Below are 23536 nucleotides of genomic sequence, written 5' to 3'. Positions count from 1 at the left end.
GCTCAGAGTTATTTGTTGACCGATCACAAAAATTGACTCGCCGCATAGATTCCTGCGTATGACGCGCATCGTGTTCTCTGGGGGCAGGGTCTTCACCGGCCGGACGACCGAACCCGGCGACGTGGTCGTCGAGGGCGACCGCATCGTCGACGTGGGCATCGGACTCGACGGCGACACCGTGGTCGACGCGACCGGCCACACCGTCCTGCCGGGACTCTTCGACTGCCACGTGCACTTCATGTTCAGCGGCGCGGACCTGGTGCGGTCGTTGAACACGCCGTTCTCGCTGCCGTTCTACGAGGCGATCGGCAACATGAAGGCGACGCTGCGGTGCGGCATCACCACGGTCCGCGACGCGCTCGGCGCCGACCTCGGTGTCGCCGAGGCCGTGCGGCGCGGGCTCGTCCAGGGCCCGCGGATGCAGATCGCGGTCAACATGGTGTCGCAGACCGGCGGCCACAACGACGACTGGATGCAGTGCGGCGCGCACGTCTCACCGCCGCTGCACCCCGGTCTGCCCGACACCGTCGCCGACGGCCCCGAGGAGCTGCGCAAGGTCGTCCGCACCCTCGTCCGCCACGGCGCCGACATCATCAAGATCGCTTCGAGCGGCGGCGTGATGTCACCGCGCAGCAACCCCCGGCACGCGCACTTCCGCGACGAGGAGATCGCGATGATCGTGCAGGAGGCCAGTGCCGCGGGCATCGCGGTCATGTCGCACGCGATGAGCGGCGACGGCATCCTCACGGCCGTGCGCAACGGCGTCCGTTCCATCGAGCACGGCGTCTTCCTCACCGACGAGGGCGTCGAGGAGATGCTCGAGAACGGCACGTGGCTCGTGCCGACGCTGATGGCACCGCGCATGGTGCTCGACCAGGCCGCCGCGGGCGTGGCGATCTCCGACGTCATCCTGGACAAGGCGAAGACCGTTGTCACGCAGCACTTCCAGTCGTTCCAGAAGGCCCACCAGGCGGGTGTGAAGATCGCGATGGGCACCGACTCCGGCGTCGGCCCGCACGGCGACAACCTGAACGAGCTCACGCTGATGGTCGAGTACGGCATGACGCCCGCCGAGGCGCTCCACGCGACCACGACCTCCGCCGCCGAGCTGATGCGCCTCGGGGACGAGCTCGGCGAGCTCGCGCCCGGCAAGCTCGCGGACCTCGTGCTCGTGGAGGGTGACGCCGAGCAGCACGTGAAGGCCGGAACGCTCAAGCAGGCCGTCCGCGCCGTCTACCAGAACGGCGTCTCCGTCGCCTGAAAAGCGGAAGTGGCACGTACCCCGAGGGGCACGTGCCACTTCACCGCGTCAGGACTAGTGGTTCGCGTTGGCGTCGATGTGCTTCGCGGCCTCCGGGTGGCGCTTCACCTTGAGGAGGCTGGCGACGGTCGTGATCGCCAGGACGCCGATGATCACCGACAGGGAGACCTCGATGCCGATGGTCGGCACGTGGAACGGCTCGCCGCCGTTGAGGAACGGCAGGTTGTTGGTGTGCAGCGCCTCGAGGATGAGCTTCACGCCGATGAAGCCGAGGATGACCGAGAGGCCGATCGACAGGTAGACGAGCTTCGCGAGCAGGCCGCCGAGCAGGAAGTACAGCTGGCGCAGACCCATCAGCGCGAACGCGTTGGCCGTGAACACCAGGAACGGCTCCTTGGTGAGGCCGAAGATCGCGGGGATCGAGTCGAGCGCGAAGAGCAGGTCGGTGGAGCCGATCGCGACCATCACGATGAACATCGGGGTCACGAAGCGCTTGCCGTCGATCTTGATGAACGACTTGGAGCCGTGGAACTCGTTGGTCACCGGGAAAACCTTGCGCACCATGCGCAGCATCAGGTTCTCCTTGTACTCCTCTTCCTCGTCGTGGTTCTCCCGCGCCAGCTGCCAGCCGGTGTAGATGAGGAACGCGCCGAAGATGAAGAAGACCCAGCTGAACTGGCTGATGAGCGCCGCGCCGGCCGCGATGAAGATGCCGCGCATGATGAGCGCGAGCAGGATGCCGATCAGCAGCACCTTGTGCTGGTGGATCGCCGGCACCTTGAACGTCGTCATGATGATCAAGAAGATGAACAGGTTGTCGACGCTGAGCGAGTACTCCGTGATGTACCCGGCGAAGAACTCGGTCGCGTACTGCCCACCGGAGAAGTACCAGATGCCGACGCCGAAGACGGCGGCCATCGCGACGTAGAAGACCACCCAGCGGGCGGCTTCACCGATCGTCACCTCATGGGGTTTCCGATCGACGATCACGAGGTCGACAGCGAGAAGAACGAGCAGACCCACGATCGTCGCGATCCACATCCATGCGGGGACGTTCACAACCCAACCTCCGGGAGACTTAGCGCACGCCAAAGAACCCGGAGGTCTCCTCCGCCGCCGAGATGATCTCTCGAACGACCGACGGCACCGGAAGCTCCACGCCGAGCTCCGTATTGACGACACCGCCGCTTAGGGAGTACTCCCCTCCATGCTGCGTCAACATTGTGCGCTACGGAGGTCGTTCAGCGCCACACAGGGTGAGCAGACCCACGCAACCAGCTGCGACGGGAATACGCAGCGTGTCGTTCGGGTCGGAACCGGCCGCACCTGAAGAGCGGCTGAAGATCCACTCATGCTGAGACCACCACCGGATCCCGACCGGTCGCTCTCAGCGAAACTCGCATATCGTCAACCCCGTGTCCCGCCTCTCCCGCCTTCGCGGCAGGTGGACGATCCCCGCTTTGATCGTGGTACTCGCCCTCGTCGCAGGTGGCGTGTACTTCACTCGATCCGGGGACGACCCCGTAGCCGTTTCCTTCAAAGAAGCGAACATCGACGCACCCGAGAGCCCTGACAGCGCTCAGACGGTGACGATCGAGACGCGTCTTTACCTCCCCCAGCAGACGCCCGCGCCCGCGATCATGCTCGCGCACGGCTTCGGTGGCAGCTTGCGCAGCGTGCACACCCAAGCCGAGGAGTTCGCCCGGCGCGGCTTCGTCGTGCTGACGTGGTCCGCGCGCGGCTTCGGCCGCAGCACCGGGCAGATCGCGTTGAACTCCGTCGACCGCGAGGTCCGCGACGCGCAGAAGCTGCTCGACTTCCTCGGCACACGTGACGAGGTGCAGAAGGACGGCGGCGGCGATCCGCGCGTCGGCGTGACTGGCGCGTCGTACGGCGGTGCGCTGTCACTGCTGCTCGCGGGCGTCGACAAGCGCGTCGACACCCTCGTCCCCGTCATCACCTACAACGACCTCGCGCAGGCGCTGCTGCCGAACTCGGCACTGGCGACCCCGCGCTCGGACGCCACCCCGGCCGCCACGGCGTTCAGCGAGGACGGCGTCTTCAAGCGGTCGTGGGCGGGCATCTTCTTCTCGGCGGGCATGACGTCGATCGACCTGTCGTCGCCCACGGGCGAGGCGCCGGAGATGGGCCAGACCGAGGCGAACCAGCCGGCTGTCGAGCAGCAGCCGGGCGGGACCGGCGGTGCGGCGGGACAGCAACCGCCGACGCCGTCGCTCGGCGCGTGCGGCCGCTTCACCCCCGAGGTGTGCGCCGCGTACACCGAGGTCGCCACGACGGGCCGTGCCACGCAGCCGACGCTCGAACTGCTGCGCAAGTCGTCCCCCGTCGCCGTGGCCGACCAGATCAAGCAGCCGACGATGCTGGTGCAGGGCGAGCAGGACACCCTGTTCGGCCTCGACCAGTCCGACGCGACCGCGCGCCAGATCGCCGCGGCGGGCGGCAAGGTGAAGATGGTCTGGTACGCGGGCGGCCACGACGGCGGCAACCCCGGCACCGCGCTGCGCGGGCAGATCGCGGACTGGATGGACTTCCACCTGCGCGGCAACGGCGCCGACCCCGGCACCGGTTTCGAGTACTCGGTGCAGGGCGCGTTCCGCTCGTCCGGCCAGCCGTCGCTGCGCACGGTCGTCACGCCGTCCTACCCCGGCCTGACCGGCGGTTCCACCACCGAGCGCAAGACGGTGAAGCTCACCGGGCGCGAGCAGGTGGCGGTGAACCCGGCGGGCGGCAACCCGGCTGCGATCAGCAACCTGCCGGGCCTCGGCTCGGCGCTCGCGCGGTCGTCGGCGATCTCGTCGCGGCTCTCGCTCGACCTGCCGGGCCAGGCCGCGGTGTTCAACTCGGAGGCGCTCGAGTCGCAGGTGCTGCTGACCGGCTCGTCCACGGTCAAGCTGCGCGTCGCGCGCGGCGACCAGACGTCCGGCGAGGCGATCCTGTTCGCGAAGCTCTACGACGTCTCCACCGACGGCACGCGCGTGCTGCCGGGCTCGACCGTCGCCCCGTTCCGCGTGGCACTGCCGCCGGACGGCTCGGCGGCCGAGGTTGCGGTGACGCTGCCCGGTGCCGTGCGCCCGGTCGAGAGCGGTCACAAGCTCGCCCTGGTCGTGTCGACGACGGACCAGGCGTTCGCGAACGCCGAGCAGCCCGCCGCGTACCGGATCTCCCTGGCCTCCGACGAGCTGTCGGTGCCGGTGGTGCCGGGCCGCAACGTGACGACCGGCTTCCCGGTGGGTGCCCTGTGGGGCATCGTCATCGCGCTGCTGGTGCTGATCGGCGCGGGCATCGTCGCGATGTTCCGCCGCCGCATGGCGCAGGACTCGGACCCCGACCTCGCGGGCGTGCCGCTGGTCATCTCGAACCTCACGAAGGCCTACCCCGGCGGCGTGACCGCCGTGAAGGACCTGTCGTTCCGCGTGGAGCACGGCATGGTCCTCGGCCTGCTCGGCCCCAACGGCGCCGGCAAGACGACGACCCTGCGCATGGTCATGGGCCTGATTCACCCGTCCGAGGGACACATCCGGGTCTTCGGCCACAAGGTCACACCCGGCAACCCGGTGCTGTCGCGCATCGGTTCGTTCGTCGAGGGCTCCGGCTTCCTGCCGCACCTCTCCGGCGCCGCGAACCTGCGCCTGTACTGGGCGGCGACGGGCAGGCCCGAGAGCGAGGCGCACGTCGAGGAGGCGCTGGAGATCGCGGGCCTCGGCAAGGCGGTGCACCGCCGCGTGCGGACGTACAGCCAGGGCATGAGGCAGCGCCTCGCGATCGCCCAGGCGATGCTCGGTCTGCCGGACCTGCTGATCCTGGACGAGCCGGCCAACGGTCTCGACCCGCCCCAGATCCACCAGATGCGCGAGGTCCTGCGCCGTTATGCCGCAGCGGGCCGCACGGTGGTCGTCTCGTCCCACCTGCTCGCCGAGGTGGAGCAGACCTGTTCGCACGTGGTCGTGATGCACAAGGGCCAGCTCGTCGCCGCGGGCGAGGTGGCCGACATCGCGGCGGGAGGCGGCGAGACGACGTTCCGCGTCGACTCCCCCTCGAAGGCGGCCGATGTCCTGCGGAGCCTCGAAGGCGTGCACGACGTGCACGAGGACGAAGGCGCCGTGCACGCGTCGATGAACGGCGTCCCGCGCGCCGCCGCACTGACCGCTCTCGTGGCGGCCGGCGTGGCGGTGGACCAGGTGGGCCCGCGACGCAGGCTGGAAGACGCGTTCTTGGAGCTGGTCGGTGAATGACTTCCTGATGGCGGCCGCCTCCGCGACCGCCGAGACCCACGCCGAAGCAGAGGTCCCCTCGTCGAGCGAGCGCACGCTGCTCGCCGGCGAAGGGGGTCCCCTTGATTCCATCATCCCAGGCGACACCGACAATTCCGGGCCCGCCGAAGCCATGCCCCTCGTGCGAACGGTGCTCACCGCGAACCCGAACCGCACGAAGGCACCGATCCGCCAGGAGGTGGACCGATGAGCGAGAACGGCGTCCACACCGATCCCGGCGCGCTGAAGGACCTGACCGACGCGGCCGCCCAGCACCACACGAAGGTGGCGCCGGACGGCTCGGCGGCCGGCTACAGCGCACGCCGCACGCTGCGCATCCGCGTCGAACTGCAACGGCAGATCCGCCGCCGCCGAACCCAGTTGGTGCTGGCGTTCCTGGTGCTGCTGCCGTTCATCCTGGCGGCGAGCTTCGAGATCGGTCAGGCGAACCCGAACCGCCGCTCCGGCGGCTTCGTGGACCTCGCCACGGCCAGCGGCATCAACTTCGTGGTGCTCACGCTGTTCGTGAGCAGCAGCTTCCTGCTGCCGATGATCGTGGCGCTGTTCTTCGGCGACACGATCGCGTCCGAAGCGTCGTGGTCGAGCCTCAAGTACCTGCTGGCGGCGCCGATCCCGAGGCACCGCCTGCTGAGGCAGAAGGCCGTCAGCAGCGGCATCCTCAGCGTCTTCGCCCTGGCCCTGCTCCCCGCCGTGGCCCTCGGGGTCGGCGTCGCCTGGTACGGCGCCGGCGAGGTGGTGAGCCCGACCGGCGAAGCCGCACCGTTCGCCGACGGCGTGCTCGGCATGGCGCTCGCGGTGGTCTACATCGCGATCAACCTCTTCTGGGTCGCGGGCCTCGCGATGTTCCTGTCCGTGTCCACCGACGCACCGCTCGGCGCGGTCGGCGGCACGGTGCTCGTCTCGATCGTGTCGCAGATCCTCGACCAGATCGAGCCGCTCGAGGACCTGCGCAACTACCTGCCGACGCATTACGCGATGGCCTGGGTCGACCTGCTCTCGACCGACATCGACTGGTCGGAGATGACTCGCGGGACGTTCTCCGCGCTCGTCTACGGCGGCATCTTCACGCTGCTCGCCGCGCGCCAGTTCAAGTCCAAGGACATCACGAGCTAGGTCACTGCACGCAGAACTCGTTGCCCTCGGGGTCGAGCATCACGACCCAATGGCCCTTGTTGTCCTCGAACTCCTGGACCTTGGTGGCCCCGAGGGCAACGAGCCGGTCAACCGCCTCCAGCCCGGCGTTCACGTCGAGGTGGAGGCGGTTCTTCGCCGTCTTGCCCTCCGGCACGCGCTGGAAGAAGAACCGCGGGCCCGCACCCTCCGGATCGACGATCGCCGAGTAGTCGTTGATCGTCTCGAAGGGAATGTTGTTCTTGACCGCGAAGTCCTCCCAGGAGTCGAACCCGGGAGGCGGCGGCTGCACCACGTAACCGAGCGCCTCAGCCCAGAAGGCGGCCAGCTTGCCGGGGTCCGCCGCGTCCATCGTGACCTGGATTCCGATTGCCATGAGCCAACCGTAGAGACCAATGCGGACAACCACTGTCCGGAGCAGCGGCGGCGAGAAGATCAGGCAGGCAGCCTGCTCGCCTACTGCCGAGACGCCGAGAACGACACCTTCGGCATCGTTCGGCCGGAGGACCGCTAGGCAGGCCGCTTGGACCGCGGCAACCGCGCGACGACAGCCTCGTAGGACCCGTCGACCAGCTCCAGCAGGTCGGCGTCGGGCACAGAACCCTTGAGCGAGATGGTGTTCCACCCGTAACGCCCGATGTACCCGCTCATCGTGACGTCGCCGGGAAAGCGCTCTCGCCACATGGCGGCAGCCTCGGCGTCAGCACCGCACTTGAGCCCCACGGTGTGCACGTCGAGCCCGACGAAGGCGAACGCCTTCCCGCCGACCTTGCACACCAACTCGGCCTCGCCCCACGGGTACGTCTCTTCCGCACCGGGCTTCGAAGCGCAGTAGCCGATCAACTCATCCAGTGTCACAACATGATTATCGCGCGCCGAACACCGCGACAAAACGGGTGAGCAACCGGGCGAACTCCACCCGCTCCTCCTCGGTCCAGTCCGCCATGGCGACAGCACAGGCACTCTGCCGAGCCCGGTGCAGCTCAGCGGAGGTGGCCCGCCCCCGAGGCGTCCGCACGAGCAACACCCTCCGCCCATCGGCCTTGTCGGCGACCCTGGCCACCAACCCGGCGTCGACGGCACTGGTGACGAGCTTGCTGGCCCGGGGCTGGTCGACGTGCAAAGCCAAGGCGACGCTGGAAACCGTGGCCTGAGCACCGGCCCGCTCGGCGGTCTCCACCACGTCCAGTACGTCAAAGGCCGGAACGGCCAGCTCCGCCAACGCCCGACGCGACTGACTGCGTCGCACAGCGATCAGCGCCTGCTCCACCGCGGCAAGGTGGGAGTCCACATCCACCCCGAGATCATGGCCGCCTCACGCTCTGACGAAAGCCGTCCGCGAACATCTCACCCCAGAGGGGGATTTACGCGGAAAGCGCAAATCGTTATACGGCTACAAAATCACACACCGCACACAGCGATCTAACGCACCGCAACAAACGTCCACGATGGACGCGATTTATGACTGCGATGCCGAAGGCGAGCCTCGCGAAGGCGAAGCGGTGCCGTCTTCGCAGACCGCCCACAGGCGCAACCAACAGGCAAAAGCAAGCCGCCCTGACGCAAGAGGGGGACGGCCGGTGAAACCACCGCTTCCCCGCCCCCTCACTTCACCCCGGCAGCATCCATTCCCCGAAGCTCCTTCTTCAGGTCCTGGATCTCGTCGCGCAACCGAGCAGCCAGCTCGAACTGCAGATCCCGGGCAGCGTTCATCATCTGATCAGTCAACGACTGCACCAGATCGGCCAGCTCCGACCGAGCCATCCCGGCCCGCTCGTGAGAAGCCACCACCCCGGAAGACCGCCCGCTCTCCCCGGCGGCCCTCTTGCCCCGGGACGCGTTCCGCCCGGACCCGCCGACCGGCACCTCGTCCTCGACCTCGGAGTACACCGCCTCCAGGATGTCGGTGATCTTCTTCCGCAACGGCTGCGGGTCGAGCCCGCGCTCGGTGTTGTAGGCGACCTGCTTGGCCCGCCGCCGGTTCGTCTCGTCGATCGCGTGCTGCATCGAGGCGGTGATTCGGTCCGCGTACATGTGGACCTCACCGGACACGTTGCGGGCGGCACGGCCGATCGTCTGCACCAGCGACGTCCCGGACCGCAGGAAGCCCTCCTTGTCCGCGTCGAGGATCGCCACCAGCGACACCTCGGGGAGGTCGAGCCCCTCGCGGAGCAGGTTGATGCCGATCAGCACGTCGAACTCGCCGAGCCGCAGCTGGCGCAGCAGCTCGACGCGGCGCAGCGTGTCGACCTCGGAGTGCAGGTAGCGGACCCGGATGCCCAGCTCGAGCAGGTAGTCCGTCAGGTCCTCGGCCATCTTCTTGGTCAGCGTCGTGACCAGCACGCGCTCGTCGCGCTCGGCGCGCTCGCGGATCGAGTGCACCAAGTCGTCGATCTGGCCCTCGGTCGGCTTGACCACGATCTCCGGGTCGACCAGGCCGGTCGGGCGGATGACCTGCTCGACGAACTCGCCGCCGGACTGGCCGAGCTCGTACGGGCCGGGGGTCGCGGACAGGTACACGACCTGGCCGATCCGGTCGGCGAACTCCTCCCACGTCAGCGGGCGGTTGTCGAGCGCGGAGGGCAGGCGGAAGCCGTGTTCGACGAGGTTGCGCTTGCGCGAGGCGTCGCCCTCGTACATGCCGCCGATCTGCGGCACCGTCACGTGCGACTCGTCGATGACCATCAGGAAGTCGTCCGGGAAGTAGTCGAGCAGCGTCGCGGGCGCGGTGCCGGGGGCGCGGCCGTCGATGTGGCGCGAGTAGTTCTCGATGCCGTTGCAGAAGCCGACCTGCTTCATCATCTCCAGGTCGTACTGGGTGCGCATGCGCAGGCGCTGCGCCTCCAGCAGCTTGCCCTGGCGCTCCATCTGCGCGAGCGTCGTCTCGAGCTCCGCCTCGATGTCGCGGATCGCCCGCTCCATGCGCTCCGGACCGGCCACGTAGTGCGTCGCCGGGAAGATCCGCAGGTCGTTCACCTCGCGGACCACGTCGCCCGTCAGCGGGTGCAGGTAGTAGAGCTTGTCGATCTCGTCGCCGAAGAACTCGACGCGCACCGCGAGCTCCTCGTAGGACGGGATGATCTCGACCGTGTCGCCGCGCACGCGGAACGAGCCGCGGGTGAACGACATGTCGTTGCGGGTGTATTGGACGTCGACCAGCAGGCGCAGGAACGCGTCGCGGTCGACCTCCACGCCCACCTCGAGCGGGATGGAGCGGTCGAGGTAGGACTGCGGTGTGCCGAGGCCGTAGATGCACGAGACGGACGCGACCACGATGACGTCGCGCCGGGTCAGCAGCGACATCGTGGCCGAGTGGCGCAGGCGCTCCACGTCCTCGTTGATCGAGGAGTCCTTCTCGATGTACGTGTCCGTCTGCGGGATGTACGCCTCGGGCTGGTAGTAGTCGTAGTAGCTGACGAAGTACTCCACCGCGTTGTGCGGGAACAGCTCCTTCAGCTCGTTCGCCAGCTGGGCGGCCAGCGTCTTGTTCGGCGCCATGACCAGCGTGGGGCGCTGCAGCCGTTCGACCAGCCACGCCGTGGTCGCCGACTTGCCGGTGCCGGTGGCGCCGAGCAGCACCACGTCGCGCTCGCCGGAGCGCACGCGGCGCTCCAGCTCGTTGATCGCGGCCGGCTGGTCGCCCGCCGGCTGGTACTCGCTGACCACGCGGAACTGCCTGTCGGTGCGGACGATGTCGCCGACGGGACGGTGTTCGGAGTGCGCCTTGACGGTGCTCTCCTCTGGCGGGAGCTCGGTTGCGAATGCCACGGGAAGCACGTTACGCCGCAGGTCCGACAATTTCCGATCAGGCCAGGTCAGAGCCCCTAGTCACACGGGCAGCAACAGCAGTCGCAGCTGTTGCAGTTGCAGTCGCAGTTCGGGCCGCAGTCGCCACCGCACCCGTCGCGCCGCTTGTCGCTCCAGGGGCCGGGGAACGGGTCGCGGCAGCAGAACTGGCACGTCCCGCACATGTAGAGGAACGCGCCGCAGCCCTCGAAGCACCCGCGCGGCCGCCGCTGCCAGTTGAGCCTCGGGTACGCCCACAGCCCGCTGCCCGGGTCCGACCAGCGGGGCTTGCCCGGCGGGTGCTGGTGCCGCTTGCCGAACACGCGGATCACCGACTCCTCCAGCTCGTGCACCATCAGCTTGTGCACGAGGCGCGAGTCGGTGAACTCGACCTCGTCGAGGGCCAGCCTGATGCCCGTCACGGCGTCCAGGCACAGCCGGTGCGCCTCCTCGACGGACGTCCCGGTGACGAGCAGCGGGTTCCAGGCCCCGGACGCCCGGTCCTCCTCCAGGTCCTCCGCGGCGTCGATCAGGTGCGCCACCCGCCCGAACAGCCGTCCCACCTCGCGCAACGGCTCGGTGTTCTGCGGCCTGCCGGCGATCAGGGCGGTCTGCGCGAAGGCGAACCCCGTCGCCGTCTCGGTCGGCTCGGTCACCACGAGCACCGAGCTGCCCAGCCCGGTCCCGGCCTCCACCTCGGGCTGCCGCCGGACCGCGTCCACCATCACCGACGCGTCGAACCCCAGGTCGGACGCCGTTTCGAGGCCCTTGGCGGCCCAGCGGTGCGCCATCGCGCGCCCCGCCCACGGCACCTTGCCCGCGAGCCCGTCGCCGTCGTCCACGTGGTCCTGGATTTTCAACGACGCGAGCACCAGCGACACCGACGCCGCCAGCCGCGCCCCGGAGCCGATGGCCACGTCGGCGGACTTCATGCCGCGCAACGCGCAGGGGCCGGCGGTCCTCCGCGAGACTCCGGACTGCGCCTCCACAGCCGCCGAGATCACCAGCCCGTCGTAGTTCGTGACGAGGCGCGAGAGATGACCGTGCTCGTCGCGCAAAGACAGGCACATTCCACACAGGTGCGAGAGCCACGCGGACCGCAGCTCAGTCCCCAACCTGTTGCGGCAGGGGCGGATGATCCCGAACATGCGCGGCATCCTAAGTGGCCTGGAGCCCCCGCGATGGCAGTATCGCCGACGTGGCACACATCCATCCGCCGAAGATCGAGTACTTCGACCTGGACGCCAAGAGCAACACCGACCCCAAGGGGCACCTGAGGAGCGTCGACGAGTACCGCCTGACCCCGACGGGCCTCTACATGTTCCGGCCGCTCGCGGGGCATCCGAAGATCAGCCACTTCGAGAGCTGGTTCCTGCCGAAGCTGAACCTCCGCGTCACGCGCCAGTCGTGGCACCGCGGCCACGAGCTCGACTTCGACTTCTACGTCGACGTCGTCGAGATCACCGCGATCGGCAGCGTGTGGAGGACGATCGACCTCTACCTCGACCTGATCGTCCGGACGGGTCAGAGCGTGACGGTTCTGGACACGGACGAGTTGATCGCCGCGGTGCAGCAGAAGCTGATCTCCGCGGAACGCGCGCAATGGGCGTTGGAAACCACCTACTCGGCGGTGTCCGGTATTTCAGCGCACGGTCACGATGTCCTCCGGTGGCTCACCTATTCGGGTTGCCCCACGACCTGGCGTTGATACACACAGTGTGATCGTCATCTGAACGTGACGTAACAAATCAACCCGCCGTGTAACTGGGAGCACTTATTTGACTACCCTCGGCGGCGTGGGAGCGGTCACTACACCTCAGCTGGTCGATGTCATCGACACCATTTCCGGCGTGCGCTCGTATTCGTCCGGCGGCTCGCGAACGCTCAGTTCGTGTTATGCCGAAAGGTGGGGTCTGCGAATCGAACACCCCACGCCGGAAGACCCGTTCTCGGACTCCGAGATCACCTGGCTGATGCCGGAACTGGGTCTGCGCCTCACGAACCACCGGGCCCGTTCGCGGCACTCCCGCAGCGGCCCGAGCATCCTGTCCGCCGTGCGGGTCGAGCGCGACCACCGCCACTGGCAGACCACCGACCTCCTGCTGGGCCTCGCCGTCCCCGGCGGCGCCACGCCCCGCATCGTGCGCAGCGAGGACTTCGCCGCGGCCGTCGCGGGCCGCGTGCTGCGACCGGGCGACGCCGACCAGGCGCTGCGCACCGTCCACCGCGCCCTCGAAGAGCTGAGCAACGTCAACCACAACCTGATGTCGTGGCTGACGTGGCACGGCATCTACGACTCCTGGCCATCCCTGTAGGCCTGGACCCGCTCCACGGCCGCCGCCATCCACGGCTCCTTGGCCTCGCCGTAGGCGAAACCGTCGGCGTCGTCCGCGAACCGTCGTGACAGCTCCAGCTTGACGTTCGCGTACTCCTCACGCGCTTGCGCGTCGTGCCGCAACCAGTCGCGGAAGTCCACCGCCCACCGCCAGTTCGCAGCGCCCTCGACGCGCAGGTGCAGGTTCACCCGCCGTCCGGGATCCGCCCCGGCGTGCACGCGCTTGCTCCAGTCACCCTCCCCGCGCGGCGTGTCCACGTAGGGACCGACGTACGGGAAACCGGCCTGCGCCAACGCTTCCCGCAGATCGTCCGCGGTCTCCATGTCCTCGACGGCCAGTTGGAGGTCGAGGACGTCCTTGGCCGCGAGCCCCGGCACCGACGTGGAGCCGATGTGCTCCACGTGCCGCCCGCCGGCCGCGAGGCTGATCCGCCGGGCGAGCCGCCGCGCCTGGGCGGGCCACTGCTCGTCGTAGGGCACCACCAACGGCGAGCCCGACGCGTACGACCGCGTGCGCACGTTCTTCTCGAAGCGCACCAGCCTGTCCCACAACGCCGTGACGTCCGGGACCTCACCACTGTTGTCCAGCCACACGTCCGCGACGGCCCGCCGCTGCTCGTCGGTGGCCTGCGCGGCGATCCGCTTCTCGGCGTCCGACCGGTCCATGCCCCGGCTGCCGACCAACCGCTCCAGCCGCGTCCGCGAGTCCGCGTACACCACGACGACCAGGTGGTAGACCGCCGCCATGTCGCGTTCCACCAGCAACGGGATGTCGTGCACGACGATCGCGTCCTCGGGCGCCTCGGCCATCCGCTGCCCGGTCAACGCCCCGATGCGGGGATGCGTGATCCCGTTGAGCGTCCGGCGGGCCTCTTCGGTGGCGAACGCCTTGGCCGCCAGCGCCGCCCGGTCGAGCGTGCCGTCGGCGTTCAGCACGTCCTCCCCGAACGCCTCGACGACCTCCGCGAGCCCCTCGCTGCCGGGCTCCAGCACCTCGCGGGCGAGCTTGTCCGCGTCGATGACCACGGCACCGTTCTCCGCGAGCAGCCGCGCGACAGTCGACTTCCCCGACCCGATCCCGCCGGTCAACCCCACCCTGAGCATGCGGGCCAGGTTAGACGGGAGGAGTCATGGCCTGTTGGGCGAGTACCGGCAGGACGGCCACCAACCGCTCCTTGGGCACGAAGTTGTGCCGGTTGCGCACCACGAACGACGTCTTCCCGAGCGACCCGACGAGCAGCTGCTCGCTCTTGCCCTCGATCAACGTCCCCTTCTGCTTCCCGACGTCGACCTCGGTGATCTTCGCCCCCTGGGCACGCTCGGTGTCGACGCTCTCGGCGACGCGGGTGCGAGCCGTGGCTTCGTCCGCGTAGGTCGACAACCCGATGACGATCTTGGCGTCCGGCAGGTTCTTCTTCTCGGGAATCCCGTAGTAGCAGTCGATCTTCCCGGTCTTGCCGACCGCCGGCTCCTTGATGCCGATGATGATCCGGGGCTCGCCGGGCAGCTCCTGCCCCAGGGTCGCGTTCATGACCGCGGCGGGCACCACGAGCTCGCAGTCGTCCGGCAACGGCCGGTCGACCATCGCCGGCACGCGCGACGGCGAGGTGGACGGAGTGATCTTCGGGATCTGGGGCGGCGGCGCCTGGGGTTGCGGCGCGGTGGTGGCGCAGCCGGCACAGACCATCAGCGCACCCGCGCCCAGCGCCACGAAGAACCTGTTCCCACGCATAGGTTTGCCAACCTACACAACGGGGTCGAGCCTCCACCACAGAGTGAACGGGTGGACGTGGGACAAGGCGCGCCGAGGTGCGTGGGATGCGGCGAGGTGGGTGCGTTGTGGTGCGTCGGGCAGGCGCGGCAGGTCCGGTGCGGCGTGGCCGGTGAGCGCGGGGCAGGCGAGGCGCGGCAGGCAGGTGGCCTGGTGGATGCGGCGCCGTGGGGCGGGCGCGTCCCGGGCACGGGCGAAGCGCACAAGACAAAAGCCCCCGCGCCAACGGCGCGGGGGCTCCTGAAGGGTCTGGCTAGCGACTCACATGCCGCCCGACAGCTTCTCCCGCAGAGCAGCGAGCTGCTCGTCGGAAGCGAGCGTGCCACCGGACTGGGCCGGCGCGCCGACCGAGGTGGAGGACGGAGCGTCGCCACCGGAGGTGTAGTTGCCCGCACCCTCGGCCGAAGCCTCTTCCTCGGCCTCGGCGGCCTTGCGGATCTGCTTCATGTGGGCCTCGTAACGAGTGTGCGCCTCGGCGTACTGGCGCTCCCACTCCTCACGCTGCTTGTCGAAGCCGTCCTGCCACTCCTGGGTCTCCGGGTCGAAGCCCTCGGGGTAGATGTAGTTGCCCTGGTCGTCGTACTCGGCGGCCATGCCGTACTGGGTCGGGTCGAACTCGGTGTCGACCGTGAAGCCCTCGTTGGCCTGCTTGAGCGACAGCGAGATGCGACGGCGGTCGAGGTCGATGTCGATGACCTTGACCATGACGTCGTCGCCGACCTGGACGACCTGCTCCGGGATCTCGACGTGGCGCTCGGCCAGCTCGGAGATGTGGACCAGGCCCTCGATGCCCTCGTCCACGCGGACGAACGCACCGAACGGAACCAGCTTCGTGACCTTGCCCGGCACGATCTGACCGATCGCGTGGGTGCGGGCGAACTGGCGCCACGGGTCTTCCTGCGTGGCCTTCAGCGACAGGGAGACGCGCTCGCGCTCCATGTCGACGTCGAGGACCTCGACGGTGACTTCCTGACCGACCTCGACGACCTCGGACGGGTGGTCGATGTGCTTCCAGGACAGCTCCGAGACGTGGACGAGACCGTCGACGCCACCCAGGTCCACGAAGGCACCGAAGTTGACGATCGAGGACACGACGCCCTTGCGGACCTGGCCCTTCTGCAGCTGGTTGAGGAACTCGCTGCGGACCTCGGACTGGGTCTGCTCGAGCCACGCGCGGCGGGACAGGACCACGTTGTTGCGGTTCTTGTCCAGCTCGATGATCTTCGCCTCGAGCTCACGGCCGACGTACGGCTGGAGGTCGCGGACGCGACGCATCTCGACGAGGGAGGCGGGGAGGAAGCCGCGGAGGCCGATGTCGAGGATGAGACCACCCTTGACGACCTCGATGACCGTGCCCTTGACGGGCTCGTCCTTCTCCTTGAGGGCCTCGATGGTGCCCCACGCGCGCTCGTACTGGGCGCGCTTCTTGGAGAGGATCAGGCGGCCTTCCTTGTCCTCCTTCTGGAGAACAAGCGCCTCGACCTCGTCACCGACCTTGACGACCTCGTTGGGGTCGACGTCGTGCTTGATCGACAGTTCGCGCGAGGGGATGACGCCCTCGGTCTTGTAGCCGATGTCGAGCAGGACCTCGTCCCGGTCGACCTTGACGATCGTGCCCTCAACGATGTCGCCGTCGTTGAAGTACTTGATCGTCTTGTCGATAGCTGCGAGGAAGTCCTCCTCCGTCCCGATGTCGTTGATCGCGACCTGCTTGGGCGCAGCGGCAACGGGGGCGGTGGTGGTGTCGGTGGACATTAGGTAGGTGGCTCCGGTACGGATTGGCATTGATGGCTGGTAGTGGTGCGCGCGCAGCGTCGCAGCGACCTGGAATCCCGCGGTTCTGGATCATGGGCAGCACTAACCCACTACGCACGCGATATCGTACGCGGCCGCCAGAGGCGCAAGCAAACCAGCCCCCACGTGAAGGAGCAGTGTGTCCAACCAGCACGCGAGCGCGGAACAAGCGCTCGGCACCGCAGGCATCGTCAAGCGCGGTGCGGACGCCGCGGAGTCGCGCGTGGCGAACCGGATCTGGTGGGACGCCGACGCCGACGACTACCACCGGACGCACGGCGACTTCCTCGGCGCGTCGGACTTCGTCTGGTGCCCGGAGGGCCTGCGCGAGGAGGACGCGCGCTTCCTCGGCGACGTCGCCGGCCGGCGCGTCCTCGAGGTCGGCTGCGGCAGCGCCCCGTGCGCGCGGTGGCTCAAGGACCACGAGGCCGAGGTCACCGCCTTCGACATCTCGGCGGGCATGCTGCGCCACGCCCGCGCGAACAACGCGGAGACCGGCATCGACGTCCCGCTCGTGCAGGCCAGCGCCGACCAGCTGCCGTTCAGGGACGGCTCCTTCGACGCCGCGTGCTCGGCGTTCGGCGCGGTGCCGTTCGTGGCGGACGTCCGGGAGGTCTTCGGCGAGGTCGCCCGCGTGCTCCGCCCCGGCTCCCCGTGGGTGTTCGCGGTGAATCACCCGATGCGGTGGATCTTTCCGGACGATCCGGGCCCGCTCGGCCTCACCGTCACGCAGTCGTACTTCGACCGCACCCCGTACGTGGAGGTCGACGAGGAGGGCCGGGCGACCTACGTCGAGCACCACCGCACGCTCGGCGACTACGTCCGCGCGCTCACCGACACCGGCTTCGTGCTCGAGGACCTGGTCGAGCCCGAATGGCCGAAGGGCCACACGCGCAACTGGGGCCAGTGGAGCCCCCTGCGCGGCAAGCTCTTCCCCGGCACCGCGATCTTCCGGACGCGCCTGACGTCGTAATCTCACCGGTCATGACCTCGGCACGCGCACTAGTGGCGGCCCAGTCAGCACACTTCGCTTCACTGGACCCGCTGCTCCCCCCTGCCGCCGAACCGCCGATGGACGGCCACGTCCTCACGGCGGCGCTGGCGGACGGCACGCGCGTCGCCGGGGTCGTCAGCCACCAGAGGTTCGAACCGCACTCGACGACGAGGCTCTGGTCGGCGGCAGAGGTGTGGGAGATGGTGCCGCTGGTCGGCGGCTCGCAGGGCATGGACGCGCTGCTCACCCGCTTGCGCCGGCACCTCGACGCGCAGGACGTCGGCGAGGACACCGCGTGCGTCGTGCACTGGCCGAGCCGTGACGTCAAAGCCGCGCGGGCGTTCCTCGACCACGGCCTGGTGCCCCTGTCGGTGCTCGCGGTCCGGCTCGGGACGCCCGACCGGCAGCTCTCCCGCACGCTGGCGATCCGCCGCGCGACCTCGAACGACCTGGAGACCGTGCTGCAGCTCTCGCTCGCGGAGCTGGAGTTCTCCTCCTACGTGGGCTCGACGGTCGTGCGTCCCGGCGCGGCGGCGGTGAAGCGCCGCGCGCTGGCGGAGCGGCTGGAGAAGGCGAGCCCCATCTGGCTCGCCGAACGCGACGGCATCGCGGTGGCGCTCGCCGAGTGCGCGATCGTGTCCTCCGAGCCCGGCTCGATGGCGGCCACGCGGCTGCCCCCGGGCCGCTGGGGGTACGTGAACTGCGTCTCGGTGCTGCCGGACGCCCGCGGCAGCGGCATCGGCCGGCAGCTGCTCGCCCACGCCCACCAGGAGCTGCACCGGATGGGCACGGTCGGCACGTACCTCTACTACAACCCGCCGAACCCCCTGAGCAGCGTCTTCTGGCCGCGCCAGGGCTACCGGCCGTTGTGGACCGTCTGGGAAGTACGCCCCGCTTCCGCCCTCAGGTGACCTATGTCCGAGTTGCCACGCGAACAGGTCTGCGGGAGAATTTGTACTGACCGGTCAGTTTAAAGGAAGGTGGAGGCCGTGGAGATCCAGGCGCGACGCGCAGGCGTCAACGGGGGTCATGGTCCCCTGCTCCGGCCGACCTCGCTGACCGTGAAGCCCGGCGAGCTGACGCTGGTCGCGGGTGAGCCCGGCGCCGGGCACACCGCGCTCGCGCTCGTGCTCTCCGGCCGCATGAAGCCCTCGACCGGCACCGTGTCACCCGACGCCAGGAAGCTGCGCAAGCAGGTCGTGCTGGTCGACGCACCCGAGGTGAACGAGCCGGAGGAGTCGCTGAGCCTCGCGGCCGTCGTCGGTGAGGAGCTCGCCATGAACGGCATGCCGTCGAGCAAGAAGGCGGTGCACGACTGGTTGGTCGAGCACGCCGCCGATGAGCACGCGACCAAGCGCTTCGAGCACGTTCCGGCGCGGACGCGGTGCGCGGTGATGCTCGACCTGGCCGCCGCGCGTCCCGGCGTGACGACGCTCGTCCTCGACTGCCCGGACCGCTACCACCCCGACCCGCGCGAGTGGTTCGCCCTGGCGCACGACCACGTGAGCCCCGAACGGGCGGTCGTCGTCCTGTGCTCGAACTCCTCGGCCGGCATCCTCGACCTCCCGCACGCGCGCCTTGGTGAGGACAACGACACCAAGATGGAGATCACCGCATGAGCGCCCTTCGCATGGCCTTCAACGAGCTGCGCCGGATCACCTCCGGCAAGCTCCCCAAGCTCGCCGTCCTGGCCCTGGCCCTCGTGCCCCTGCTGTACGCGTCGCTCTACCTGTACGCCAACAAGGACCCGTACGCGAACCTCGACCACGTGCCCGCCGCGCTCGTCGTCAAGGACAAGGGCGCCAAGGACCTCAACGCGGGCAAGGACGTCGCCGACGAGCTGCTGAACGGCGAGAAGTTCGACTGGCAGGTGGTCGACGACGCCGACGAGGGCGTGCGCAAGGGCAGGTACGTCTTCGCGCTGACCCTGCCGGAGGACTTCTCCGAGGCGCTCACGTCCGCGGAGCAGCAGAAGCCCCGTCAGGGCGTGCTGACCCTGACGACCAACGACGCCAACAACTACCTCGGCTCCACGATCGCGAACCAGGTGGTGAGCGAGGTCCGCAGGGCCATCACGGCGAAGGTCTCCACCGAGGCCGCCGACAGGTTCCTGCTCGGGTTCTCCACGATCCGCGAGGAGACCACCAAGGCCGCGGACGGCGCCCGGCAGCTCGCGGACGGCAGTGCCACGGTGCGCGACAGGATCGGCGAGCTCGACAGCGGCGTCCAGCAGCTGGCGAGCGGCGCCGCGCAGCTCCGCGACGGCACGCACGAGCTGCGCACGCAGACCGCACAGCTGCCCGGCGGCGCGAAGAAGGTCGCCGACGGAGCGCGCCGGGTCGCGGACGGCAACGAGACCGCCGCCCGCTCGGCGGAGGAGTACGCGGCGAAGGCCCAGGCCCTGGTCGGCGTGCTCGACCAGGCCGACGGCGACATCGCGACCCGCCTGCGCTCCCTGGGCTTCGCCGAGGAGCAGGTGCAGAACGTGCTGACCACGCTCGGCCAGGTTCGCAAGCCCGTCGACGACGCCAACGGCAAGGTGCAGGGCGCGGCGGGCGACCTGCGCAAGCTCGCGAACGGCGCGGACCAGGTGGCCGACGGCGCCGAGCAGCTCTCGGAGAAGATGCCCGCCCTGACCGCTGGCATCGCCAAGCTCGACGACGGCGCCACGACGCTGCGCGACGGCCTGCAGAAGGCGGCCACAGGCACACCGCAGCTGCGTGACGGCGCGGCCAAGGTCGCCGACGGCTCCGCGCAGCTGCGCGACGGCCTCACCGGCGGCGTCGACAAGATCCCGAACGCCGACGACCCGACCCGTGCCGCGATCGCGCAGGCCATCGGCGATCCGGTGGCGGTGCGCGGCCTGTCCCAGACGAAGGCCGCCACGTACGGCGCGGGCCTGGCGCCGTTCTTCCTCGGCCTCGCGACGTGGATCGGCGCGTTCGTGCTGTTCCTGCTGCTGCGTCCGCTCTCACGCCGTGCGCTCGCCGCGGGTCAGTCGGCGCTCAGGGTCGCGTTGGGCGGCTGGCTGCCCGGTGCGTTGCTCGGCGTCGTGCAGGTGCTCGTGATGTTCTCGGTCGTTCGGTTCGTGGTCGACATCGAGCCGTCGAACCCCCTCGGCACGTTCGGCTTCCTCGTGCTCATGTCGCTCACGTTCGTGGCGATCCTGCACGCCCTGAACGCCGCGTTCGGTGCCGTGGGCAAGTTCCTCGGCCTGATCCTGCTGATCCTGCAGCTGGTCAGCGCGGGCGGCACGTTCCCGTGGCAGACGATCCCGGTGCCGCTGTACCCGCTGCACTACGGCCTGCCGATGGGGTACGCGGTCGACGGTCTGCGCCACCTCATGTACGGCGGTGACCTGAGCAGCGTCGGCCGGGACGCGCTGATCCTTCTCGCCTGGCTGGTCGGGGCCCTAGCCTTGACGTCCGTGGCGGCCTACAAGCAGCGCGTGTGGACAGCGTCCAAGCTGAAGCCGGAGCTCGTGCTGTGAGCGCCCGGACGACGGCGACCAAGCAGAAGCTCTTCGACGCGGCGTTGAAGCTCGTCGGCGAACGGGGCGCGGCCTCGGTGACGGTCGACGAGATCGCCGCGGAGGCGGGTGTCGCCAAGGGCACGATCTACTACAACTTCGCCTCCAAGGACGCCCTGGTCGAAGCCCTGCTGCGCCACGGCGTCGAGATCCTCGCGGGCAGGCTGCGCTCGGCCGAGGGCTCCGAGGACTCGCTGGAGGCCCTGGTCGACGAGATGCTCGGCTTCTGGGCCGAGTACCCGGCGTTCGGCCAGTTGCTCGTCTCGGAGCTGTGGCGCACGCCCGGCCAATGGCACGGCACTCTCTCGTTGCTGCGCGACGACATCGTGTCGATCGTGCGCGGTCAGATGAAGCGCCTGTCCGACGCCGGTCGCCTGCCCGAGGGGGTCGAGGTCGGCACGGCCTCGGCGGCGTTGTTCGGCACGCTGCTCGTGATCGCGCTGGACTGGCAGGTCTTCCAGCCGGAGCGGTCGCGGGCGGAGGTGCGCGAGTCGGTCATGCTGCTGGTGCGGGGAATGCGTTCGGCGCGCTGAAGCCCGACCGGGATCCGGAAGGCGTGGCTCAGCGGGCGTCCTCGTAGTGCAGCGAGGGGGGCCGTCCCTCCAACGCCCGTTCCACGGCTTCCAGCACGGCACGGCTCGTGCGGCGGGTGGCGTCGTGGGCGAAGTGGCCGAGCAGCACCTGCTGGGTCGGGTTCGGCAGCACCGGGTCCGGCACCGGCGCGCACGTGTGCACCTCCACCACCGGTGCGCCCTCAGCGAGAAGGCGGTGCACGGCGGTGAGCACTCCTGTGCGGTAGCTGGCGTGTACCCACGCCACCAGCAGGTTCACGAGGTGGCCGTCGAGCTCGTACTCGACCTCCGACGCGAGCGCCCCGGGGTCGGCCCAGTCGGCTCGCACCCAGGTCGGGCGGTGTCCGCGCGAGATCGACGCGCGCGCTGCCCTGCCCGGGCCGTCATCGGCCGCCAGCGGCTGGGTCCGCGACGGCAGCACGACCCGCCAACCGCGTGTCACGAGCTGTTGCGCGCAGCCGGCCAGCATGCCGGTTCCGCTGAGCACCAGAGCCGTTCTCACCGGGCACGCTCCTCCCCGACCGAGGCCAGCGGCCCGGTCAGCCACCGCTCCACCTGCGCCTGCCCGCGCAGCCGCACGACCACCACGTCGTCGACCAGGGCGAGCACCCTGGTCCTGCTGCGCCGGTAGGTCCGCGGGCCCCACCGCAGGATGTGCTCGGAGTCGGTGAACACCGACCACAACGACGGTTCCTGGTTACCGTTCCACAACTCCACCCCGCCCGCGCGCCGTCTGATCGTGCGAACGACGAGACGTCCCACGACTACCGGGAACGGGTGGTCCAGCCACACCAGCGTGTCCGCGCGGGCGAGCAGCTCGGGGCGCACCTCGTTGTACTGGAACTCGGTGACCCAGGCGTCCTGGCGGGCGAACGCCGCCACGTCGGCGCGGAACTCGGGGCGGGGCGTCCACCGCGGCCCCCAGTAGAGGCTGTCCAGCTCGACCCGGCGCAGGCCGTGCTGTCGTGCGATGCGCTGGCAGAGCGTCGACTTGCCCGCTCCGGCGTTGCCGGCGACGAGAACGCGCCGGGGCACGTGCGGCAGCGGATCAGCTGGTCCGAGCAACGGCATCGGGCCAGGCTAGGGGAAACGCGACGAGCACACACGAACGCGGGGCCCCGGGAAGATCCCGGGGCCCCGCGTTCGTGAAAGACGACGTCAGAGAGCGGTGACGTTCGTCGCCTGCGGGCCCTTCTGGCCCTGCGTGACGTCGAACGAGACCTTCTGGTTCTCTTCGAGGCTGCGGTAGCCGCCACCGTTGAGGGCCGAGTAGTGGACGAAGACGTCAGCGCCGCCGTCCTCGGGGGCGATGAAGCCGAAGCCCTTTTCGGCGTTGAACCACTTGACGGTGCCGTTAGCCATGTACTGCTTCTCCTTGATTACTGACGAGCGAGCCGCACTGTGCGACCACTCAGTGGTTGGTCATGAGCCGACTGCCCCAACCGTGAAGAAGGAGAAGCGCTCGCAACTGAAGTTTGGCGAGCGTGCAGAACACGAACACAAAACCGCAACCACCAGAGAACACTACCTGAAGTCACGGGCGTTGGCGAATGGGCACCGCGAACCGCTGCTGCATGGCCGAGATCCGGAAGACGACGAAGCACGCGAGGCCCGCCGCCCCGAGCGCGCACAGGGTGGACAACGTCGAGAACACCACGTATACGCGGGTGTCGAGCAGCAACGACTCGAGCACGTCGCACAGGACCATCGTGAGGAACGCGTACTGCCACGGTTTGATCAGCGGACTCGCCACGCGCTCGGCGAACGGCACCTCGCGCTGGTCAGGGTCGCTCGCCTTCCACACCTGGGACACCATCCGCACGCCGTGCAGCGCGATCGCCTCGGCGTTGTGCGTGGCGTTGCGGTACCACACGACGAACGCCACGGCAGCGGGGAGGAGCAGCACGATCGCGAGGAAGCTCCACGACGGCGAGCCGCCCTGCCAGTCGTTGACCGTGCCCCACACGGACGCGGCGGCGACGAGTGTGATGAGCCCCACACTGACGTAGCCGGAGACCCGGACGTCCCTGAGGTCGATGTAGGTGTCCAACGCCACTCTCCCGAACACGGC

Annotated in this window: 24 protein-coding genes; 11 read left to right on the top strand and 13 right to left on the bottom strand. The window is 69.1% G+C overall.

Annotated features, from left to right (window positions below; all coding sequences use genetic code 11):
* Nucleotides 1-58 precede the first annotated feature (58 nt).
* A complete protein-coding gene (locus BLQ91_RS07355) occupies nt 59-1261 on the top strand; it encodes a metal-dependent hydrolase family protein (RefSeq protein ID WP_090095800.1) in 1203 nt (400 codons plus the stop codon).
* 54 nt (nt 1262-1315) lie between these two features.
* On the opposite strand, the gene BLQ91_RS07350 is transcribed toward BLQ91_RS07355, so the two are convergent.
* Nucleotides 1316-2320, bottom strand: a complete 1005-nt coding sequence (locus tag BLQ91_RS07350) for a TerC family protein (RefSeq protein ID WP_090095799.1) — start codon at nt 2318-2320, stop codon at nt 1316-1318.
* 356 nt (nt 2321-2676) lie between these two features.
* On the opposite strand from BLQ91_RS07350, the gene BLQ91_RS07345 reads away from it, so the two are divergent.
* From BLQ91_RS07345 to BLQ91_RS07335, 3 genes are read left to right on the top strand one after another with little or no spacing between them, the layout of a single operon-like run.
* A complete protein-coding gene (locus BLQ91_RS07345; RefSeq protein WP_090095798.1) occupies nt 2677-5514 on the top strand; it encodes an alpha/beta fold hydrolase in 2838 nt (945 codons plus the stop codon).
* Complete coding sequence (locus BLQ91_RS07340) at nt 5507-5743, top strand: hypothetical protein (protein WP_090095797.1); 237 nt, start codon at nt 5507-5509, stop codon at nt 5741-5743. Before BLQ91_RS07345 ends, BLQ91_RS07340 begins: the two co-directional genes overlap by 8 nt.
* Nucleotides 5740-6666, top strand: a complete 927-nt coding sequence (locus BLQ91_RS07335; protein ID WP_090095796.1) for an ABC transporter permease — start codon at nt 5740-5742, stop codon at nt 6664-6666. Before BLQ91_RS07340 ends, BLQ91_RS07335 begins: the two co-directional genes overlap by 4 nt.
* Before the next feature lies 1 nt (nt 6667).
* On the opposite strand, the gene BLQ91_RS07330 is transcribed toward BLQ91_RS07335, so the two are convergent.
* The 5 genes from BLQ91_RS07330 to BLQ91_RS07310 all read right to left on the bottom strand — a co-directional run bounded on the left by BLQ91_RS07330 (nt 6668) and on the right by BLQ91_RS07310 (nt 11618).
* Nucleotides 6668-7060 (bottom strand): VOC family protein, encoded by a 393-nt coding sequence (locus BLQ91_RS07330; protein WP_090095795.1) that lies wholly within the window; start codon nt 7058-7060, stop codon nt 6668-6670.
* A 134-nt stretch (nt 7061-7194) separates the two neighbouring features.
* Nucleotides 7195-7542, bottom strand: coding sequence for an MmcQ/YjbR family DNA-binding protein (locus BLQ91_RS07325; protein WP_090095794.1), 348 nt, complete (start codon nt 7540-7542; stop codon nt 7195-7197).
* A gap of 7 nt (nt 7543-7549) precedes the next feature.
* Entirely contained in the window at nt 7550-7954 is a 405-nt protein-coding gene (locus BLQ91_RS07320) for a MarR family winged helix-turn-helix transcriptional regulator (RefSeq protein ID WP_245733195.1), read from the bottom strand.
* A 335-nt stretch (nt 7955-8289) separates the two neighbouring features.
* Complete coding sequence (gene uvrB / locus BLQ91_RS07315; protein WP_090095793.1) at nt 8290-10452, bottom strand: excinuclease ABC subunit UvrB; 2163 nt, start codon at nt 10450-10452, stop codon at nt 8290-8292.
* 56 nt (nt 10453-10508) lie between these two features.
* Complete coding sequence (locus BLQ91_RS07310; RefSeq protein ID WP_090095792.1) at nt 10509-11618, bottom strand: DUF5685 family protein; 1110 nt, start codon at nt 11616-11618, stop codon at nt 10509-10511.
* A gap of 50 nt (nt 11619-11668) precedes the next feature.
* Between BLQ91_RS07310 and BLQ91_RS07305 the strand changes: the two genes are divergently transcribed.
* Both BLQ91_RS07305 and BLQ91_RS07300 read left to right on the top strand, forming a co-directional pair.
* The gene (locus BLQ91_RS07305; RefSeq protein WP_090095791.1) at nt 11669-12178 is read left to right on the top strand and encodes a ribonuclease FAU-1 family protein; all 510 of its coding nucleotides are present in this window, start codon (nt 11669-11671) and stop codon (nt 12176-12178) included.
* 88 nt (nt 12179-12266) lie between these two features.
* The gene (locus tag BLQ91_RS07300; RefSeq protein WP_090095790.1) at nt 12267-12785 is read left to right on the top strand and encodes a ribonuclease FAU-1 family protein; all 519 of its coding nucleotides are present in this window, start codon (nt 12267-12269) and stop codon (nt 12783-12785) included.
* On the opposite strand, the gene coaE is transcribed toward BLQ91_RS07300, so the two are convergent.
* The 3 genes from coaE to rpsA form a co-directional block, all read right to left on the bottom strand.
* On the bottom strand, nt 12761-13909 hold the full coding sequence (coaE, locus tag BLQ91_RS07295) for a dephospho-CoA kinase (protein ID WP_090095789.1): 1149 nt from the start codon (nt 13907-13909) through the stop codon (nt 12761-12763). The two genes, BLQ91_RS07300 and coaE, sit on opposite strands and share 25 nt — an antisense overlap.
* A 10-nt stretch (nt 13910-13919) precedes the next feature.
* Nucleotides 13920-14537, bottom strand: a complete 618-nt coding sequence (locus BLQ91_RS07290) for a hypothetical protein (protein WP_090095788.1) — start codon at nt 14535-14537, stop codon at nt 13920-13922.
* Between the two features lie 300 nt (nt 14538-14837).
* Entirely contained in the window at nt 14838-16331 is a 1494-nt protein-coding gene (gene rpsA / locus BLQ91_RS07285) for a 30S ribosomal protein S1 (RefSeq protein ID WP_090095787.1), read from the bottom strand.
* A 178-nt stretch (nt 16332-16509) separates the two neighbouring features.
* On the opposite strand from rpsA, the gene BLQ91_RS07280 reads away from it, so the two are divergent.
* From BLQ91_RS07280 to BLQ91_RS07260, 5 genes are all read left to right on the top strand, one after another.
* Nucleotides 16510-17343 carry a class I SAM-dependent methyltransferase gene (locus BLQ91_RS07280; RefSeq protein ID WP_090095786.1) on the top strand — a complete coding sequence of 278 codons (834 nt, stop codon included), beginning with the start codon at nt 16510-16512 and terminating at the stop codon, nt 17341-17343.
* Between the two features lie 11 nt (nt 17344-17354).
* The gene (locus BLQ91_RS07275) at nt 17355-18275 is read left to right on the top strand and encodes a GNAT family N-acetyltransferase (RefSeq protein WP_090095785.1); all 921 of its coding nucleotides are present in this window, start codon (nt 17355-17357) and stop codon (nt 18273-18275) included.
* Between the two features lie 78 nt (nt 18276-18353).
* Complete coding sequence (locus tag BLQ91_RS07270; protein ID WP_090096071.1) at nt 18354-18983, top strand: ATP-binding cassette domain-containing protein; 630 nt, start codon at nt 18354-18356, stop codon at nt 18981-18983.
* Nucleotides 18980-20854 (top strand): YhgE/Pip domain-containing protein, encoded by a 1875-nt coding sequence (locus tag BLQ91_RS07265; protein ID WP_090095784.1) that lies wholly within the window; start codon nt 18980-18982, stop codon nt 20852-20854. The genes BLQ91_RS07270 and BLQ91_RS07265 overlap by 4 nt, the downstream gene beginning before the upstream one ends.
* Nucleotides 20851-21426, top strand: a complete 576-nt coding sequence (locus BLQ91_RS07260) for a TetR/AcrR family transcriptional regulator (RefSeq protein ID WP_176959593.1) — start codon at nt 20851-20853, stop codon at nt 21424-21426. The genes BLQ91_RS07265 and BLQ91_RS07260 overlap by 4 nt, the downstream gene beginning before the upstream one ends.
* A 28-nt stretch (nt 21427-21454) precedes the next feature.
* Here BLQ91_RS07260 and BLQ91_RS07255 read toward each other — a convergent pair whose 3' ends face one another.
* The 4 genes from BLQ91_RS07255 to BLQ91_RS07240 form a co-directional block, all read right to left on the bottom strand.
* On the bottom strand, nt 21455-21967 hold the full coding sequence (locus tag BLQ91_RS07255; protein ID WP_245733193.1) for a Rossmann-fold NAD(P)-binding domain-containing protein: 513 nt from the start codon (nt 21965-21967) through the stop codon (nt 21455-21457).
* A complete protein-coding gene (locus tag BLQ91_RS07250; protein WP_090095782.1) occupies nt 21964-22536 on the bottom strand; it encodes a P-loop NTPase family protein in 573 nt (190 codons plus the stop codon). The genes BLQ91_RS07255 and BLQ91_RS07250 overlap by 4 nt, the downstream gene beginning before the upstream one ends.
* An 87-nt stretch (nt 22537-22623) precedes the next feature.
* A complete protein-coding gene (locus tag BLQ91_RS07245; protein ID WP_086665400.1) occupies nt 22624-22827 on the bottom strand; it encodes a cold-shock protein in 204 nt (67 codons plus the stop codon).
* Nucleotides 22828-22999: 172 nt separating this feature from the next.
* Nucleotides 23000-23533: a hypothetical protein gene (locus tag BLQ91_RS07240; protein WP_143022547.1), complete on the bottom strand. Its 534-nt coding sequence runs from the start codon at nt 23531-23533 to the stop codon at nt 23000-23002.
* Nucleotides 23534-23536: the final 3 nt, after the last annotated feature.

The organism is Lentzea jiangxiensis (genome assembly GCF_900104175.1).
Taxonomy (GTDB): Bacteria; Actinomycetota; Actinomycetes; order Mycobacteriales; family Pseudonocardiaceae; genus Lentzea; species Lentzea jiangxiensis.
The sequence above is the reverse complement of the archived record's forward strand: the minus strand, read 5'-3'. Positions and strand labels throughout refer to the sequence as shown.

Excerpts from the sequence above, each read along its gene's own strand:
- BLQ91_RS07265 (WP_090095784.1), top strand. The coding sequence starts at position 18,980 with ATGAGCGCCCTTCGCATGGCCTTCAACGAGCTGCGCCGGATCACCTCC.
- BLQ91_RS07250 (WP_090095782.1), bottom strand. The coding sequence starts at position 22,536 with ATGCCGTTGCTCGGACCAGCTGATCCGCTGCCGCACGTGCCCCGGCGC.
- BLQ91_RS07310 (WP_090095792.1), bottom strand. The coding sequence starts at position 11,618 with ATGTTCGGGATCATCCGCCCCTGCCGCAACAGGTTGGGGACTGAGCTG.
- BLQ91_RS07330 (WP_090095795.1), bottom strand. The coding sequence starts at position 7,060 with ATGGCAATCGGAATCCAGGTCACGATGGACGCGGCGGACCCCGGCAAG.
- BLQ91_RS07335 (WP_090095796.1), top strand. The coding sequence starts at position 5,740 with ATGAGCGAGAACGGCGTCCACACCGATCCCGGCGCGCTGAAGGACCTG.
- BLQ91_RS07275 (WP_090095785.1), top strand. The coding sequence starts at position 17,355 with ATGACCTCGGCACGCGCACTAGTGGCGGCCCAGTCAGCACACTTCGCT.
- rpsA (WP_090095787.1), bottom strand. The coding sequence starts at position 16,331 with ATGTCCACCGACACCACCACCGCCCCCGTTGCCGCTGCGCCCAAGCAG.
- BLQ91_RS07245 (WP_086665400.1), bottom strand. The coding sequence starts at position 22,827 with ATGGCTAACGGCACCGTCAAGTGGTTCAACGCCGAAAAGGGCTTCGGC.
- BLQ91_RS07290 (WP_090095788.1), bottom strand. The coding sequence starts at position 14,537 with ATGCGTGGGAACAGGTTCTTCGTGGCGCTGGGCGCGGGTGCGCTGATG.
- coaE (WP_090095789.1), bottom strand. The coding sequence starts at position 13,909 with ATGCTCAGGGTGGGGTTGACCGGCGGGATCGGGTCGGGGAAGTCGACT.
- BLQ91_RS07355 (WP_090095800.1), top strand. The coding sequence starts at position 59 with ATGACGCGCATCGTGTTCTCTGGGGGCAGGGTCTTCACCGGCCGGACG.